This is a genomic window from Saprospiraceae bacterium (genome assembly GCA_016715965.1).
Taxonomy (GTDB): domain Bacteria; phylum Bacteroidota; class Bacteroidia; order Chitinophagales; family Saprospiraceae; genus Vicinibacter.
In genome coordinates, this window is sequence record JADJXG010000001.1 from 2,739,812 (window position 1) to 2,757,052 (window position 17,241).

General features: G+C 40.6%; 17 protein-coding genes. 9 read left to right on the top strand and 8 right to left on the bottom strand.

Annotated features, from left to right (window positions below):
- Positions 1 to 212 precede the first annotated feature (212 nt).
- The 4 genes from rocD to IPM48_10430 are packed head-to-tail and all read right to left on the bottom strand — an operon-like array spanning position 213 to position 3,701.
- The gene (gene rocD / locus IPM48_10415; protein MBK9272000.1) at positions 213 to 1,454 is read right to left on the bottom strand and encodes an ornithine--oxo-acid transaminase; all 1,242 of its coding nucleotides are present in this window, start codon (positions 1,452 to 1,454) and stop codon (positions 213 to 215) included.
- Positions 1,451 to 2,053: a dephospho-CoA kinase gene (locus IPM48_10420; GenBank protein MBK9272001.1), complete on the bottom strand. Its 603-nt coding sequence runs from the start codon at positions 2,051 to 2,053 to the stop codon at positions 1,451 to 1,453. The genes rocD and IPM48_10420 overlap by 4 nt, the downstream gene beginning before the upstream one ends.
- 2 nt (positions 2,054 to 2,055) lie before the next feature.
- Entirely contained in the window at positions 2,056 to 2,700 is a 645-nt protein-coding gene (locus tag IPM48_10425) for a YigZ family protein (protein MBK9272002.1), read from the bottom strand.
- Positions 2,701 to 2,720: 20 nt separating this feature from the next.
- Positions 2,721 to 3,701 (bottom strand): hypothetical protein, encoded by a 981-nt coding sequence (locus tag IPM48_10430; GenBank protein ID MBK9272003.1) that lies wholly within the window; start codon positions 3,699 to 3,701, stop codon positions 2,721 to 2,723.
- A gap of 58 nt (positions 3,702 to 3,759) precedes the next feature.
- Between IPM48_10430 and IPM48_10435 the strand changes: the two genes are divergently transcribed.
- The 4 genes from IPM48_10435 to IPM48_10450 all read left to right on the top strand — a co-directional run bounded on the left by IPM48_10435 (position 3,760) and on the right by IPM48_10450 (position 9,215).
- Entirely contained in the window at positions 3,760 to 5,250 is a 1,491-nt protein-coding gene (locus tag IPM48_10435) for a DoxX family protein (protein MBK9272004.1), read from the top strand.
- 92 nt (positions 5,251 to 5,342) lie between these two features.
- A complete protein-coding gene (gene nusB / locus IPM48_10440; GenBank protein MBK9272005.1) occupies positions 5,343 to 6,281 on the top strand; it encodes a transcription antitermination factor NusB in 939 nt (312 codons plus the stop codon).
- A gap of 29 nt (positions 6,282 to 6,310) precedes the next feature.
- Positions 6,311 to 7,849 (top strand): glutamine-hydrolyzing GMP synthase, encoded by a 1,539-nt coding sequence (gene guaA / locus IPM48_10445; GenBank protein MBK9272006.1) that lies wholly within the window; start codon positions 6,311 to 6,313, stop codon positions 7,847 to 7,849.
- Positions 7,806 to 9,215: a hypothetical protein gene (locus tag IPM48_10450; GenBank protein ID MBK9272007.1), complete on the top strand. Its 1,410-nt coding sequence runs from the start codon at positions 7,806 to 7,808 to the stop codon at positions 9,213 to 9,215. The genes guaA and IPM48_10450 overlap by 44 nt, the downstream gene beginning before the upstream one ends.
- A gap of 20 nt (positions 9,216 to 9,235) precedes the next feature.
- Here the strand turns inward: IPM48_10450 and IPM48_10455 are convergent, their stop codons facing one another.
- Positions 9,236 to 10,315: a M42 family metallopeptidase gene (locus tag IPM48_10455; GenBank protein MBK9272008.1), complete on the bottom strand. Its 1,080-nt coding sequence runs from the start codon at positions 10,313 to 10,315 to the stop codon at positions 9,236 to 9,238.
- A gap of 13 nt (positions 10,316 to 10,328) precedes the next feature.
- On the bottom strand, positions 10,329 to 10,973 hold the full coding sequence (locus IPM48_10460) for an orotate phosphoribosyltransferase (GenBank protein MBK9272009.1): 645 nt from the start codon (positions 10,971 to 10,973) through the stop codon (positions 10,329 to 10,331).
- A gap of 8 nt (positions 10,974 to 10,981) precedes the next feature.
- On the opposite strand from IPM48_10460, the gene IPM48_10465 reads away from it, so the two are divergent.
- Both IPM48_10465 and IPM48_10470 read left to right on the top strand, forming a co-directional pair.
- Positions 10,982 to 11,638 carry an NUDIX domain-containing protein gene (locus IPM48_10465; protein ID MBK9272010.1) on the top strand — a complete coding sequence of 219 codons (657 nt, stop codon included), beginning with the start codon at positions 10,982 to 10,984 and terminating at the stop codon, positions 11,636 to 11,638.
- Between the two features lie 32 nt (positions 11,639 to 11,670).
- Positions 11,671 to 12,465, top strand: coding sequence for a diaminopimelate epimerase (locus IPM48_10470; protein ID MBK9272011.1), 795 nt, complete (start codon positions 11,671 to 11,673; stop codon positions 12,463 to 12,465).
- A 9-nt stretch (positions 12,466 to 12,474) separates the two neighbouring features.
- Here IPM48_10470 and IPM48_10475 read toward each other — a convergent pair whose 3' ends face one another.
- Positions 12,475 to 12,894, bottom strand: coding sequence for a nucleoside-diphosphate kinase (locus IPM48_10475; protein MBK9272012.1), 420 nt, complete (start codon positions 12,892 to 12,894; stop codon positions 12,475 to 12,477).
- Between the two features lie 106 nt (positions 12,895 to 13,000).
- On the opposite strand from IPM48_10475, the gene IPM48_10480 reads away from it, so the two are divergent.
- From IPM48_10480 to prfB, 3 genes are all read left to right on the top strand, one after another.
- On the top strand, positions 13,001 to 14,023 hold the full coding sequence (locus tag IPM48_10480; GenBank protein MBK9272013.1) for a DHH family phosphoesterase: 1,023 nt from the start codon (positions 13,001 to 13,003) through the stop codon (positions 14,021 to 14,023).
- A 14-nt stretch (positions 14,024 to 14,037) separates the two neighbouring features.
- Positions 14,038 to 14,934 (top strand): FKBP-type peptidyl-prolyl cis-trans isomerase, encoded by an 897-nt coding sequence (locus tag IPM48_10485; protein MBK9272014.1) that lies wholly within the window; start codon positions 14,038 to 14,040, stop codon positions 14,932 to 14,934.
- Positions 14,935 to 14,969: 35 nt separating this feature from the next.
- A protein-coding gene (prfB, locus tag IPM48_10490; protein ID MBK9272015.1) for a peptide chain release factor 2 occupies positions 14,970 to 16,068 on the top strand; the annotation gives its coding sequence in 2 pieces (ribosomal slippage) (positions 14,970 to 15,029 and positions 15,031 to 16,068; 1,098 coding nt in all).
- A gap of 39 nt (positions 16,069 to 16,107) precedes the next feature.
- Here the strand turns inward: prfB and lpxB are convergent.
- Positions 16,108 to 17,241: a lipid-A-disaccharide synthase gene (gene lpxB, locus IPM48_10495; protein MBK9272016.1), complete on the bottom strand. Its 1,134-nt coding sequence runs from the start codon at positions 17,239 to 17,241 to the stop codon at positions 16,108 to 16,110.

Genomic DNA, 17,241 nt, shown 5'->3' on the forward strand with positions numbered 1-17,241 from the left:
TAATTTGTTGAGATGACAAAGATGGTAAAAATTTTATAATATACCAGATATTAAATTTTTTTAATCGGATTTTGACGAATTACTAAACAAAAAATAAAGTAATTTTCATGCTTGTCTATTGGATCAAAGCATCAGGGATAAAGATCCAATCAAGAATGCTTTAATAAATACAATGGGATTCATTCTGATAACATGCCTAAAAGGAAATTGGTTTAATCCAGCAAGCTCGACTGAATGATTTCCAAGGCCAGGTCGATTTGTGCTTCCGATATAACGAGTGGTGGCGCAAGTCGGATAATATTTCCATGGGTTGGTTTGGCAAGTAGTCCCCGCTCAGCCATTTTGAGGCATAGATTCCATGCTAGTTTTGAGTCTTCAGGTTGATTAATTTCAATGGCGTTGAGCAAACCCTTGCCTCTCACTTCTTTGATTATTTTGTGTTTTTCGCTAATGGCTTGCAATCCCTTTCGTAAGCGAAGGCCCAGAACGTCAGCTCTTCCAGCAAGGTCTTCATCCAGAATGACTCCAATGGCTTGCATGGCCACGGCACAAGCAAGAGGGTTTCCACCAAATGTAGAACCGTGCTGTCCGGGTTGAATACACAACATGATCTCATCATCTGCCAGGACTGCGGATATAGGCAGTAGTCCTCCGGAAAGAGCCTTGCCCAAAATCACAATATCTGGTCTGATATGCTCGTGATCGCAAGCCAGCATTCTGCCAGTACGGGCAAGGCCGGTTTGAATTTCATCTGCAATAAACAAAACTCCTTTGCCGCGACACAAATCGAAAGCTTTGGCCAAGAATCCTTCTGCAAGCATTTTCACTCCGGCTTCGCCCTGGATAGGTTCAAATAAAAATCCCGCTACATTGGGCTCTTCAAGCGCTTTTGCCAATGCATCCAAATCATTAAAAGGAATTTTGATAAACCCCGGTAAATAAGGTCCAAATCCGGAATAACTTTCAGGGTCTGTTGACATCGATACAGGTCCCATGGTTCTACCATGAAAATTTCCTTCAAATACGATGATGTTGGCTTTATTTTCAGTGATTCCTTTGATTTGGTAAGCCCATTTGCGGCATAATTTTATGGCTGTTTCCACTGCTTCTGCACCCGTGTTCATTGGCAAGAGTTTGTCATAACCAAATACCTTGTGCATCATAAATTCATATTCACCCAGCAAATTATTGTGAAAAGCCCTGGATGTGAGAGTCAATACTTCTGCTTGTTGGATCATGGCTTTCACCAAACGCGGATGACAGTGCCCTTGGTTTACTGCAGAATAAGCTGAAAGAAAATCCAAATATTCCTTATCATCCACATCCCAAACTACGGCTCCAAGTCCTCTTTTCAGGACCACAGGCAATGGGTGATAATTATGTGCGCCATAAGAATCTTCAAGTTCGATAAATTTTTCTGCAGAGGAAATTATAATCTCAGCCATTGACATCATGTATTTATTTGGTTCGCAAAATTACATATTTTGTGATGGATGTTCAAAATTTGTGGCAGCACTGGAATCTCGCCATTGTTGTCGATGAGATAATCTGCCTTTAGGACTTTTTCGAGGTCTTTGATTTGATGTTGCATCCTGGCTTTTACCTGATCTGAGCTAAGACCATCTCTTGACATTACACGTTTCAACCTGAGCTTTTCAGAGGCCAACACGAGAATTATTTTATCCACTGCTTGTTTTTCCAGAGTGATATGAAGCAAGGCGGATTCTTTGATAACATAAGTGGATTGTTGAACAGAAACCCATTGATCAAAGTCTTCAAATACCCTTGGATGAACAATGGCATTCAGCTGGCTGAGAAGTTTTTCATTGTTGAATACTTTACCGGCAATCCATGATCGGTTCAGTTGTTGGTCTTGGGTATAAGCCTTCTTGCCGAATAAATCTTTAATTTCCTGTATCAATTCAGGATGTTCTGACATCAGTATTTTAGCTCTTTTGTCAGAATCGTAAATGGGTACACCAAGCCAGCCAAAGACAGTGGCAACCATCGATTTTCCACTTCCAATACCTCCGGTTAAACCTGCAATGAGCAATTTTACAGTTTTTGGATTTTACAATGTAGGAGAACAAATCTATCCTGGCTTGGTTCGTATTGATTTTTTTCAAATCGAATTTTGATTTTTTGAATCAAGTTTTCATGATCTGCTTTCGGGATGCAAATTTTCAAAAAGCGGGGTCCGGTTTCGTTCATTTGAATTCCAAGATTTTTAATGATGCCATATAAGATGGAAATATTCTCTTCATTGCTTTCAATCTGGTAGCATACCATGATATGGATTTGTATTGGCTGAGCCTGATCCAATGCCAGTTTCGCAGCAGTTTTATAGGCCTTGGACAGACCAGAGCTGCCCAATTTTATACCACCAAAATATCGAATGCAAATAATTGCAACAGCCATCAATTGATGGCTTTCGATTTGTTGAAACATTGGCTTGCCTGCACTCCCAGATGGCTCTCCGTCATCCGATGATCTGTTGAGATTTAAATCCGGACCTGACTTCCAGGCGTGACAAATATGCCTGGCTTTGGGGTGTTGTTGACTAAAATGTTCTATGTATTTCTTGAGTTGATTTTCATCAGAACAGGGGATCGCATAGGCTATAAATTTGCTACCCTTCTCCTGATAAATGCCTTCAGCGGATTCTCCAATGCTATGGTAAAAAGAAGCTTCGATATTCATTCTCAAATTTTAGTCTTACTTTAGCTTGGATTGAAAATACTTAGAAGAAGAATGGCCACCATGGCCACCATTAAACCCCATATTTGGATTTTGAGCAATTTTTCTTTGAATACAGCATATCCGATCAGGACACTCAAACTTAAAACAGCGCAATTTAAGATCGGAAAAAGCTGAGACCCCTGCATGCCTTCCATCATGGAAAGATTGATGAAGTAAATAGAGAAAAAATTAGGAAGACCCAGCACAATCCCGGCACCAATTTCGGTAAGACGAATGGAGGAATATCCTTGATTTCTCAACAATACAACAATAGATACCAAAGCTGCTCCGGTAAAAATTAGTTTCGTTAATCCCATGCTTCCTTCAGTCAGAGAGAGATGGCTGTGGTGCGCAAGAATAAGGCTGATTTCAATCATGGAAGAAACCAAAAACACCGCCGCCAACAAAAGGAATCGGCTGGATTTATTTTCTGCTGTTTTGTCTTTGCTATGGTCCGATCTGGTAAGCCAATAGATGGCTGGTACAGATAGAATAATTCCAAGCCATTGCAACGAGCTCGGGTTTTCACCAACAAACAAGGCAACAATGACTGTTAAAACAATTGAAATTTTTTGAAAAACTGTGCTTACACCCAATCCGTTTTCCCTCACAGAAGCGGAGTAAAAATTAAATCCAGCAAAAAAAAGAATTCCCATCCAAATGCCAAAGAACCAAGTCCCAAGGCCATGAGGACTGGATATCTGAGGCTGTCCAAACCATGACAGGATGGCACAAATTAAATAATTGACAGCGATGATATTGGGCATTCTGTAGTGAGCGGGCAAGATTCTAAAAATCAGCCCAAGGCACAAAGTACAGCCAATGCATAGAACGAGATAAATCATCAAAATGAAACGAAGGTAAAGAGTTTGATCGGCTCCTGATACCAAAAATCCTGATACCAAGGTTTTTAAAGGAATGGCTCCCATTAACCATTTATTGGCATGAATATGATACTGCATTGTCTTTTGCAAAACTTTTTGGGATTACATTTGTAGTTCCATTTTAAAATTCATCTGTATGACCATTATCAGCTTAAATATTTATATTGCCATCGTAGCAATCGTTTTGACTTGGGTCGCAAGCAAAAAGGCAGAGATTTTTCAAAGTTGGTTTGACAGTTTTTTACAGAATTTCTGTGGTGCTTTGTTTATTTTTTCCGGATTTGTCAAAGCAGTCGATCCTATGGGCACGGCATACAAAATGGAAGAGTATTTCAAAGAGTTTGAGCAAATGGCCAATGGAAGTTTTCTTGCCTTTATGGCAGACCTGTTTCCATTTATGCTACAATATGCAGTGGGGTTTTCAGTAACGATGATTGTTTTGGAAATTGTGGTTGGCATTGCATTGATCATTGGATCTTATAAGAAGTTAACGGCATGGTTATTTTTCCTGATTATGGTGTTCTTTACCAAATTAACCGGATATACTTTTTTGACAGGTTACGTGCCTCAAGGTGTTAATTTCTTTGAATTTTCAAGCTGGGGAGATTGGGATAAAACCCTCATGAGGGTCCAAAACTGTGGTTGTTTCGGAGATTTCTTAAAGCTGGATCCCCGTACATCCTTTTTAAAAGATGTTTTCCTGATGATTCCGGCGATTTTATTTTTGTTCAGGTATAAGAGTTGGCATTCCTTCTTTTCGCCATCCATTCGAAAAGTCATCATGGCGCTTTCGATAGCGGGTTTCCTATTGTTTTGTTTGACAAATTTTGTCTGGCGGGAACCCATGATTGATTTCAGGCCATTTGCCATCGGGACCGATGTTCGAACAGCGAAAGAAAATGAAATGGAGGCCATGGCCAAAGTCAGCATTGTGGGATGGAAGTTGCGAAACAGAAATTCGGGTGAAATTAAAGATCTGAGTGACGCTGACTATATGGGTAATCTTGCGTCTTATCCAAAGACGGATTGGGAAGTATTGGATCAAATCAAAAGTGAACCAAGCATTCCTATCACCAAAATTTCCGATTTTGTGATATACGACCTTGAAGGAAATGATGTTACCTACAAAATATTGGATGAAGAGAGAAGCCAACTGATGATCAATTGTCCAAAAATGTACTTTACAAGTAGGTCTGAATCCGTGATGAGATCTGATACAGTCTATCGAAATGACACCATTTGGGATAAATCAATAAAGGATTCGTTTCAAGTAACTAGGACCATTGAAGAAATCAAGCAGCTTGAAGAGAAAAGAAACGTCTATACCTGGGATCAAAAATTCCTTAATCTTTTGAAAAATAAGATCTTGCCTTTAGCGGATTCGTTGAAAAACGATGGTTTGGCTACCTGCCTGGTGGCCGGGGGTACAGGTGAAGAGGCGCTTAAAGATTTGATTGATAGTCAGAACTTGACTATTCCGGTATATACTGCGGATGATATCCTCTTGAAGACGATCATGAGATCCAATCCTGGACTGATCCTGTGGAGAAATGGTAAAATTATCTACAAATGGCATTATGCCGCATTGCCAGAAGCTTCATTGGTTCGAAGGGATTATTTGAGATAGGCTGGAAAATTAAATTTGTTATTTTTTTAAAAAACAAAGCATATATTAGACATTCATTTTATCTTTGGGCGGCGTTACCGTAAAGACCGTTCATGCTAAGTAGAAGAAATGTGCGCATCAAAGCGATGCAGCAATTGTACAGTTTGTCCCAAGACCGCGAACTTAGTTTTTCTGAAGCCATGACGGCATTCAGGAAATCCATTCAGGACGCATTTTTATTGTATATGCTCAATCTTCATAGCCTTGTAAAAGTTTGTTCTTTTGCCTCAGAAGACGCCAATCACAGATCTAAAAAACACATTCGAAGCGAGGAAGACAAGGTTTTTACAGATAAACTTTATACAAACCCCAAAATTCAAAGTCTAGCTACCAATAAACCATTTCAGGATGCTTTGAAAAAAGAAGGATTCGACAAAGCAATTGATGATGATTTATTCCGAAAGATCTACAAGGAATTTGCCAAGGAAGCCAGTTATGTACAGTATATCAGTAATACGGAGACCACCGATGAAGACACGGTAGAAGTACTTTTAGAATTGTACAGAGCCTGCAGGAGAAATGAATTGTTCAATGAAATAATGGACGATTTATTTGCCAGTTGGGCAGATGACAAATCTCTTGTCATAGGATCTGTAAAGAAAACAATCAAGGCATTACCGGTGGAAGGTAAATTTTTTACCGAATTTCTTCCTGACGAAGAAACAGTAGAAGAAGTTGGCACTACTTTGCTGCAAAGGATTCATGACGAAGGCAAAGAGTTGGATCAGTTGATTGAACCACTCCTGGAGAATTGGGATTCTGAAAGGGTTGCAATTATAGACATGATCCTTATAAAGATGGGCGTTGTAGAAATGAAGTATCTGAAGACCATACCAACAAAAGTGACCATCGATGAATATGTAGAGTTGTCAAAAATGTACAGCACCGATAAATCCAAAGAATTTGTCAACGGTGTTCTCGATAAGTTATTAAAGGTATTGCAGGATCAAGGTATGATCGTAAAAGAAGGGAGAGGTCTGTTGGAATCATAACAGATACACATCCCTCCACCAAACAGGAGATGGAACTCAAACGCATTGTTATATTGGATTTTGGTTCTCAGCTTACCCAGCTCATCGCAAGAAGGGTGAGAGAGCTTAATTATTTTTGTGAGGTGATCCCTTTTCATAAAGCGGAAGAATTGACTCCTGAAAATTGTTCTGCAGTGATCTTATCCGGGAGTCCTGCTTCCGTCAGATCAGAAAATCATCCAGCTGTGGATGTCAATAGACTCATAGAGCTTTTTCCCATATTGGGAATTTGTTATGGCGCTCAATTGGTAGCTTCGCTAACAGGAGGATTTGTGGAAAATTCAGGCCACCGGGAATACGGTTTTGCAAGATTGAATCAGATCAAAGATGACCCCATTTGGAAAGATATTCCCGACCATTCCCAGGTGTGGATGTCTCACAGCGATACCATTCAATCCATAGGTCCGGAATTTGAGCTCATTGGTTCTTCAGATAGCATTTCTATTGCAGCTTATAGGAAAGCAAATGGCGCAAATCCCTGCTATCTCGTCCAGTTTCATCCTGAAGTGGTGCACAGTGAATTTGGCAGTCAGTTTTTGAAAAATTTTTTACAAAATCTGGCAAAATTGGAGCCGGACTGGACCCAGGAATCTTTTATCCAAATGACTGTTGATGACATTAGAACAAGGGTGGAGCAAGAACATGTTCTATTGGCATTGTCCGGAGGAGTGGATTCAACAGTCGCTGCTTTACTGATGCACCGCGCGATAGGCCAAAATTTGCATTGCTTTTTTATTGACAATGGACTGCTCAGGCAGGGAGAATATGAACAAGTGCTCGAGAACTACCAAGAAATGGGCTTAAGCATTCGAGGGATCGATGCAAAGGATAGATTTTATGCCGCATTGAAAGGTCTTGAAGATCCGGAACTGAAAAGAAAGGCCATAGGGAAAACTTTTATAGAAGTATTTGAAGAAGCGGCTTCCTCTTTCCCTTCTGTGAAGTGGTTGTGTCAGGGTACCATTTATCCTGATGTCATTGAGTCCGTATCTGTCACCGGGCCTTCTGTTACGATCAAGTCTCATCACAATGTTGGGGGATTACCCGAAAAGTTAAAACTTAAAATTATTGAACCGCTTCGCATGCTCTTCAAAGACGAAGTGCGAAAAGTAGGGAAGCTGCTCGGTCTTAAATCATTAATACTCAATCGTCACCCTTTCCCGGGTCCTGGTTTGGGAATCAGGATCATTGGTGAAATCACACCGGACAAAGTAGAATTGCTTCAAAAAGCAGATAAAATTTTCATCGATGTTTTAAGGGAGAATCACCTTTACCACGAAATTTGGCAGGCAGGATGTATTCTTTTACCGGTAAAGTCCGTTGGCGTGATGGGAGACGAAAGGACTTATGAAAATGTGGTGGCGTTAAGAGCGGTGAGTTCATCGGATGGAATGACTGCCGAGTGGAGCAGAATTCCACATGAAATTCTTGCTAAAACCTCCAGTGAAATAATCAACAAAGTGAAAGGTATAAACAGGGTCGTCTATGATATCAGCAGTAAGCCTCCGGCAACCATTGAATGGGAATAATTTCTTATTTGCATCGGTCTTTTTCTTGCTATTGGGACTTTTTTGGATGTCTTGTTCTACATCAAAAAAGACAGTAAATCCTAAATCAATTCCTGAGAAGAAAACTGATGTATCCTCAAAACCCGACCCATCTCAAAAAGTAGACACTGTTGTATGGAAGGAAAAGAAATTGGACCCACCTGTTGTTCTTGAAAAAGATAAAATCACTTCCAAACCAACTACCGCAGGTAAACAAAAAATAAAAACCGGCAAAGTAAGCAAATCAACGGATGAGTTTCAAATTTTGGTTCTACTCCCATTAAAGTTGACAGAAACAGATACCAATACCGGAAGAATCAATCCAAGTCTGTTGAGATACATTCACTTCTATGCCGGTATGGAGTTGGCTTCACAGGAATACAGTGGTATGCTCAGTAAGCCGGTGACCCTTAAAATTCAATCTGTTTCAGAGTCCGGTGATTTGCAAAAAATATTGGATGATTTCCGCACAAGTCCTCCTCATTTGATCGTTGGACCTCAAAAATTGGAATTATTGAAAGAGGCCTCTATCTGGGCCAAGGAGTACCAAACCACCTTAATCAGTCCGTGGGTAAGCGGTAGCAATTTGGTAGAGGAAAATCCTTTTTATATACAGATTAAACCGACTCTGGCCAATCAGTATAAGTTTATGAATGAACACGCCAGAAAGTCTTATGCAGCATCTAACATCACACTTGTCTTAAGGGATGATGATGAAGGGAAAGAACTGTATTTCAATGACTCCAGTGAGTATGCACAAAAAATCCAAATCAAGAAATTCAAAGAATCTGACTTGGTTAGTTCCAATGAATTGTTGATAAAAAACATGCTCAGGGAGACGGGTACAAACGTATTTATATTGCCCATGGGATTCTCACGAGATGAAAATTTTGTTTACCATTTTTTGAGAAGGGCTGCAGCAGAGAAAGAGACCAAGGATGTGGTGATTTATGGAATGTCAAAATGGCTCGAAATGAAAAGTGACGTGGTCGATATGCTCCACACCCTGAAAGTCAGAATGAGCGCTGGAAATTTTTCCGATGCAGACAGCCAGGACTTGAAGAATTTTAAAAGAAAATTTTTCGACAGATACAGAGAATTTCCAACCCAAGACGCGCTGGAGGGATACGATTTGATGAGTTACTGCATTAAATCGCTGGATACCTTTGGACCAGATTTTCATTTAAACCAGCAAACCAAATTGCAAATTCAATATTTGCAAACCGACTTTGAATTAAAACCCATGTACAAAGATTCGAAACTGAAAGACGCGAATCCTGATTATTTTGAAAACAGCTACATCAGAATGATCGAGTTAAAGAACAACCGATTGAAAGTAGTAGACTAGAATTTTCAGCAACAGCTGGTTTAAAAATATTTTAAACGAATCGTTGGTTCAATTTGGAGTAAAACTTCGTGGATCAATCGAATGACGTTTTCGATGTCTTCTTTGTGTGCGGACTCAACGGTTGTGTGCATATATTTTAGGGGCAGAGATATCAATGCAGAAGGTACTCCTCCGTTTGAGTATGCAAATGCATCGGTATCAGTTCCTGTGGTTCGCGAAGATGCAGCCCTTTGAAATGGAATTTCCTTTTCCTGAGCAATCTTTATGATTAAATCTTGCAACATATTGTGTACCGCTGGAGCATAACAAAGAACTGGACCTGATCCGCATTTTATACTTCCTTGCTCCTTGGTTTTGACCATCGGTGTATGAGTATCATGCGTAACATCCGTAACAATGGCAATATTGGGTTTGATGGTGTGGGTGATCATTTCTGCTCCCCTGAGGCCAATTTCTTCTTGAACAGAATTGACGATGTAAAGTGAATAGGGTAATTTGGTTTTATTTTCATGAATTAATCTGGCGACTTCGGCGATACAAAATCCGCCCATGCGGTTGTCCAATGCTCTCCCGACATAATAAGTATCATTTAGTTTGGTAAGACCATCTTCGTAAGTAATCAGGCATCCGACATGTATGCCCATTTTTTCTACTTCTTCTTTGTCTTTGGCGCCGACATCGATAAAAATATTTTCAATGGTTGCCGTGAGATTTGTATCGTTACCTTTTCGCAAATGAATGGCTGGCCAGCCAAATATACCATTGACAACTCCCTTTGCAGTATGGATCAGTACACGTTTTGAAGGTGCGATAGACTGATCTGTACCTCCGTTTCGGATCACATAGATGTAACCATCATCCGTTATGTAATTGACCATCCATGAAATTTCATCGGAATGACCTTCTATAACTACTTTAAACTCCTTGCCGGGATTGATGATGCCGTACAAGGTGCCATAGTGGTCCAAATGCCATTCATCAATATATGGTTTAATGTAATCAAGCCAAATTTTTTGCCCTTCGGATTCATTTCCCGTGGGTGATGGATTGTTGAGATATTTGAATAAAAATTCTTCTGACTTGCTGTTAATGATGGTCATAAAATTGGGATAATTAATTATGGTGAACGAAGGAATCAGACCATAATTTCGGATTCAGGTTCCAGGATTTAAGTTTTTCGAAATCTTCGGGACTAACAAACTTTCCATGCAAAGCGCGTACCAAAAGTGTTTCAAAGTTGGTTAAACTGTGAAATTTTACTTTGTTTTCGGAAAATTTGTGGCTTGTTTCGGGAAAGCCGTATTGAAAGAGTGCCAAAACTCCGGCAATTCGAGCCTTCGCACCAACAATGGCATTTACCGCTTCCATAGAACTTCCCCCCGTGGAGACCAAATCTTCAATGACCAATACCACAGGATTTTCCGGCAGTCTGCCTTCAATCATATTTTTAAGGCCGTGGTCTTTTGGCTTCGACCGCACATACACAAAAGGGAGGTCAAGATGGTCTGCTACCATTGCACCCCAGGGAATTCCTGCCGTAGCTACACCGGCAATGCAATTCACAGCTTCAAACAGGTGGGCTTCTCTGCAAAGACCTTTCACGACGATTTTTCTTACTTCAGGAAAAGACAAGATGAGCCGGTTGTCACAATAGATAGGAGATCTCAATCCGGAAGCCCATATAAATGGCTCTTTTGGATTTAATTTAATTGCGTTTATTTGCAGTAATCTATTAGCAATATTATCAGCTAAATTCATATTGACTCATGTCTAAAGCGGACCAAAAGTACGAAATTTATATCAATAAAAGGTTGCTCATTCTGATCACTGAATCCTTTCTGTCAGATTATCAAACAGATAGATCTTTTCTTGTCCTTCCGTATCTTGGGGTCAAAAAGAACCTTTTTCAATACATGGACATTCTGGAAAAATCCAATCGCTTCGAAGCAGTTGTATTGTTTACTCCCGATCTGGATCAGCTGCTCCAGGATTTGCTTTCATTGGTAATTGTGCTTCCTGCAGGTGGAGGGATCATTCGAAATGACGAGGGAAAAATATTGATGATTTTCCGAAGAGGATTGTGGGATTTGCCCAAGGGAAAGCTCGATCTGGGGGAGACTGTCAAACAAGCAGCCTTGAGGGAATGTCAGGAGGAAACTGGATTGATGGAATTAAACATCATTAAAAAATTTAAAACCAGTTATCACTTGTATCGTGATAAAAACTACACGAGATGCATTAAAAAAACCAAGTGGTATCTAATGGATTATTTTGGAGTAGACGCTCCTGTTCCACAATTGGCAGAATCCATCGAAGGGATTGGATGGTTTAGCATCAAAGATGCACTTAACCTCAGTCCGATCCATCTTAGTATCAGAAATTTATTGGTGAAATACCGCGAAAAACTAAAATCCAAAATTTGAACCCCTTCTACACGAAAGAACCATTGCCAAGCATGAAAAAAATTTTGCCTTTTGAAAAATATCAAGCCATAGGAAATGACTTTATCATTTTTGATTGCATGGAAAAAGACCTGATCGATTACCAGGATGTTATTTTACGCAGGGATTTATGCGACAGGCGATTTGGTATTGGTGCAGATGGAATAATCGCTTTAACACCCTCTCAACAATTTGATTTTAAGATGTTGTATTACAACTCGGACGGACAGCCTTCCAGTTTTTGCGGCAATGGTAGCCGCTGTGCCATTTCTTATATGGCGGGCAAATTGGAGAAACAAGAATTGATATTTGAAGCAGCCGACGGCTTGCACAAAGGCTTTTACCATGGGAAGGAAGTATCTGTACAAATGAGGGACATTGACCAGTTTGAAAAAACAGAATTGGGATTTTTTGTTTTTACGGGCTCTCCTCATTTGGTGATTGAAGTCACAGATTTGGAGAATATGGATGTCCAGTCGGTGGGCAGACAAATTAGAAATTCATATCCAAAAGAGGGTAGCAACGTCAATTTTATTCAAAATGGACCTGATGGCATTAAGGTCAGAACCTATGAAAGAGGAGTGGAAGATGAGACCTTGTCCTGCGGCACAGGAATGACAGCAGCAGCCTATTATTGTGCATTAAAAGAGCCCAACCAATGGGCACCACAATACATTATACACACGAAAGGCGGTGAGGCAAAAGTGAGCATGACCATAAGCGGACAAAAGGCTTCACAGGTTATGTTAAAAGGACCCGCTGAAAGGGTATTTTCAGGATTTTATGATTTGAACCCAAGGAATACTTAATACAATCCCTTAAAAAATCTCAACACTTGCAAAATGAAATGCGCTTTCGATGGCTGCATTTTCATCAGAATCGGATCCATGTACTGCATTCTCACCCACATTTCTGGCATACAAGGCTCTGATCGTACCCGGAGCGGCGTTGGCAGGATTGGTGGCTCCAATCAGATTTCTAAAGGATTCTACTGCATTTTCTTTTTCAAGGATCGCAGCAACAATAGGGCCTCTGGACATAAAATCCACCAATTCACCGTAAAAAGCTCTCTCTGAATGGACGGCATAAAACATTCCAGCTTTTTCCCTGGAAAGCTTGGTGTATTTCATCGCAACAATCTTAAATCCTGCGTCCGTGATGTGTTTTAAAATGGATCCGATATGTCCGTCCTCTACGGCATCGGGCTTTATCATGGTAAAAGTTCTGTTTCCAGCCATTGTTTTCATTCATTAAAGCCGCAAAATTAAGCTCATTTCAAGTCCGCCAACTGAGTTTAACAATCCATTCAATATTCCTTCCGGATAATATTCTCATTTTTGTGGCATGATCTTGGATCAGAACGAGTTAAGCGCATTCTTTGAACATATTGGATTTCCAAAGGATATTGTGATTCTTTCGCATCGCAATCCAGATGGAGACGCCATGGGTTCTTCCCTTGCGTTGTCTTCCTTTTTAATGAGTTTGTCGCATCGCGTCCATGTTTTGATGCCGAGTGAATATCCTGAAGTTTTTGAATGGATGCCTGGTGCGAAAGATGTTGTGGTGTATGATCTACAGCCAAAGGAATGTGAAATTCTGATCGCAAAAGCTGAATTAATCTTTTGTTTGGATTTTAATTCTCTCGACCGGATCGACAAAATGGGTCAAATGCTCAATGAATCGAGTGTGCCCATTATAATGATCGATCATCATCTGGATCCGGAACCCTTCGCCAGTATTCAGTTTTCAATGACTGAACTGAGTTCCACCTCAGAAATAGTGTACCATATTTTAAAAGCTTTTTCTTCCGAATCTGTTAAAAGGAAAACAATTCTGGATTGCCTTTACACAGGCATTCTGACCGACACCGGTTCTTTTCATCATGCTACCAGCGTTGAATTGTTTCAGTTGATGTCAGAAATGAAAAGTTACGGATTAGACGATACATTGATCCAGGAGCTAGTGCACAATAGTCTTCCGGACAAATACCTTAAATTGCTGGGACACTGTCTGTATAACAGAATGGAATTAATACCTGAATGGAAACTCGGGATCATTCATCTGACCAGAGAAGATTACAGATTGTTTGATATCAGGAGAGGGGATACTGAGGGCATCATTAATTACCTCATGATGCTCAAATCCGTTCGGGTGGGCATCCTGATTATGAATCAACCGAATATCGTAAAGATTAGCATGAGATCCAAAGGAGATTTTTCAGTGCAGCAGATTTGCAAAGAACATTTCAACGGCGGCGGACACCGCAATGCTTCAGGTGGGTATTGGAAAAAATCCCTCGAAGAGGCGATCGCAAAAATGAAGGAAGTTTTTCCGTTTTATCTCAAACCGATCGATGTCGAAAACTAATTAAAACCATAATAATGAAATTAAACAATTTTCTCTTGATGAGCTTGATTGCAGTATTGGCAACTGCATGCGCTAAAAAAGGAGGACAGACCGTATCCGGTCATGCCTATGAATACATTGAAGATGTTGCTGGCACCAATGCCGTAGAAGGTGACTATGTATATTTTCAATTTACAGTCAAAGTCAAAGATTCTGTCGTTTTTAATTCCGTAACTCAGAATCCTCCCTTTATCCGTTTTAAATTGCCCAAAAATGAAAAGCCGGCTGACAAAACGAATTCTCAACCTGTGCTCGAATTGCTTTATTTTATGTCCAAAGGTGATTCTGCGGTAGTGTATCTGGAAACGGATGAAGAAGTTAGAAAGCAGATTGGAATTGCTGATGCTCAAAAACTGGCATATCATGTCAGGTTAATTGACATCAAGGATGAAGCGGCCTATCAGGAAGACATGAAAGAAGAACAAAAAAAGCTGGATGAAAAGTTTGAGGCGAACAAACAGCGCTTGCCGGAAATAGAATCTTTGATCAAAACGACACTGGAAGAATTCAAATCAGAAAAAAACAAAGACCAGGTAATCAGCACTGAGAGCGGAATCAAATACATTGTGCATTCTACAGGAAGTGGGCCCAAAGCGGAAAGTGGCAAATCAGTGAATGTGAATTATTATGGTTGTTTGATGGATGGTACCCATTTTGATGACAGCTGGTCCAGACCTCAGGATTTTAGTTTTGTCATTGGCAGCGGCCAGGTTATACCTGGTTGGGACGAAGGAGTAGCCCTTTTGAATGAAGGCTCCAAAGCCACTTTTATTATTCCTTATGCATTGGCCTATGGGGAAGCTGGCCGCCCACCGGTGATTCCTGAAAAAGCGGATTTGGTTTTTTATATTGAAGTGAACAAGGTAAATTAATACCATTTTTATTAATCGGATAAAATCACCATTCAATGACATTGGATCAGTTGAAAGAGCTTAAAGCGCGGCTCGGTGAGCTAAGGAGGTTTCTTTGACGTCGATAAGAAACTGATTGAGCTTGAAGAAAAAGAACAGTTGACCCTGGACCCGGACTTTTGGTCCAACGGTCATAAAGCAGAAGGAATCATGAAGGAGATTAAATCCCATAAAAGGTGGATCTCTTCTTTTATGAAGGTGCAGTCTGCGATGGATGATCTGGACGTTCTGTTGGAATTTCTGAATGCCGGAGAAGCCACAGAGATGGAGGTGGATGCCAAGTACAAGGAGTGCATCGAAATGGTGGATGACATTGAATTTTATTCTACACTAAATCGGCCGGAGGACGAACTCAGTTGTCTGGTAGAAATTAACTCTGGTGCTGGTGGTACGGAAGCTTGTGACTGGTCCTCTATGCTGATGCGCATGTATCAGATGTGGGCAGACAAAGAGGGATTCAAAGTGTCTGTCGTGAACGAGCAGCCAGGAGATGTGGCCGGTATCAAGACCGCCGAACTCGAGATTCAGGGTGACTATGCCTACGGCCTTTTGAAAGGTGAAAATGGTGTACACCGTCTGGTGCGCGTCAGCCCATTCAATGCTCAGGGTAAACGGATGACTTCGTTTTCTTCTGTGTTTGTGCATCCCCTGGTGGATGACCGGATAGAAGTAGAAATCAATCCGGCTGATCTGGAATGGGATACTTTTCGATCAAGTGGAGCAGGTGGACAGCATGTCAACAAGACAGAATCAGCCGTAAGGGTGCGGCACCTGCCAAGTGGACTTGTCGTCGAATGTCAGCAAGAGAGATCACAGCATCAAAACAGAGACAAGGCATTGCAAATGCTAAAGTCCAGACTGTATGAGAGAGAACTGCAGAAACAGTTTGAAGAAAAAGAAAAACTGGAGTCCACCAAAATGAAAAACGAATGGGGCTCACAAATCAGATCTTATGTTCTGGACGACAGACGCGTAAAAGACCACCGCACCGGGTATCAGACAGGTAACACCGATGCAGTCCTCAATGGACAGCTTCAGGAGTTTTTAAAAGCATTCCTGATGCATAAGACCGTGGGATTGCCTGAAGAAGACTGATTTGTGTTAGCAGAATTGGCAGTTTTTTGTAGTATCATTTTACAGATGGCTTCTGATTGGAATTCTTAAATTCAGTGAATCTAACATCTCCTTAGCGGTCGACTGATAGGAATGTTCATTGTATAGAAGCTTATGTAAGGATTGATATCCTTCCAATATTTTGTTCTTATGCTCAGGGTTCATGAGTTTTTGTAATTCCAATCGCAAGTTTTCGGCATTCAATTGATCCTGGATTAACTCAGTGATGACAGCCTTATCCAGGATTAAATTGACCAAGGAAATGTATTTTATTTTGATCAGGCGTTTGGCAATGATATAGGACAAAGGATTGCCTTTATAACACACGATTTGGGGTACACCAAACAAACCAGTTTCTAAGGTGGCAGTACCGGAAGTAACGAAGGCAAAATCTGCAATAGAAAGTATTTGATAAGTTGAATCATAATACAGCTCTATATTCGCGGAGTGCTCCACAAGTATGCTTGTATAGAGCGCTTTATGTTGTGTCATTCCCGCCACCATGATTTGCACACCCTTTAAATCCTTCACTGCATTCAGGAAAAAGGGCAGCATGGTCTTAATCTCTTGTATTCGGCTACCCGGTAAGAGGGCTAGGATGGGTTGATTCAACTTTTTTTTATATTGTATAAACTCTGCAGACGTCTTAAATTCTTGAATGCTTTTGGACAAGGGATGGCCGTAGTAGCTTGCATTGACACCCCTTTCTCTAAAATATTTTTCTTCAAATGGAAGGATGACAAACAATTTGCTGACATATCTTTTTATAATTTCGATCCGCTTTTCCTTCCAAGCCCATAGTTGAGGTGCAATGTAATAAAACACCTTAAATCCTTTTTCAGAAGCCCATTTGGCCATGCGCAAATTAAATCCTGGATAATCCACCAGAATGATGGCATCGGGTTTATAGGTATCAATGTTCTTCTTGGTGATCCGAAAGAGCTTAACAATCTTGGGTAAGTTTTTGAGCACTTCAACAAAACCCATAAAACTCGCTGAGCGATAATGTACGTCCAACTGATGACCTTCTTTTAGCATTAAATCTCCTCCCCAACCTCTGGTTTCACTATCAGGATGTAAATCCTTGAGCGCGCGAATAAGTTGACTGCCGTGAAGATCTCCGGAAGCTTCCGCAGCAATGATATACCATTTAAT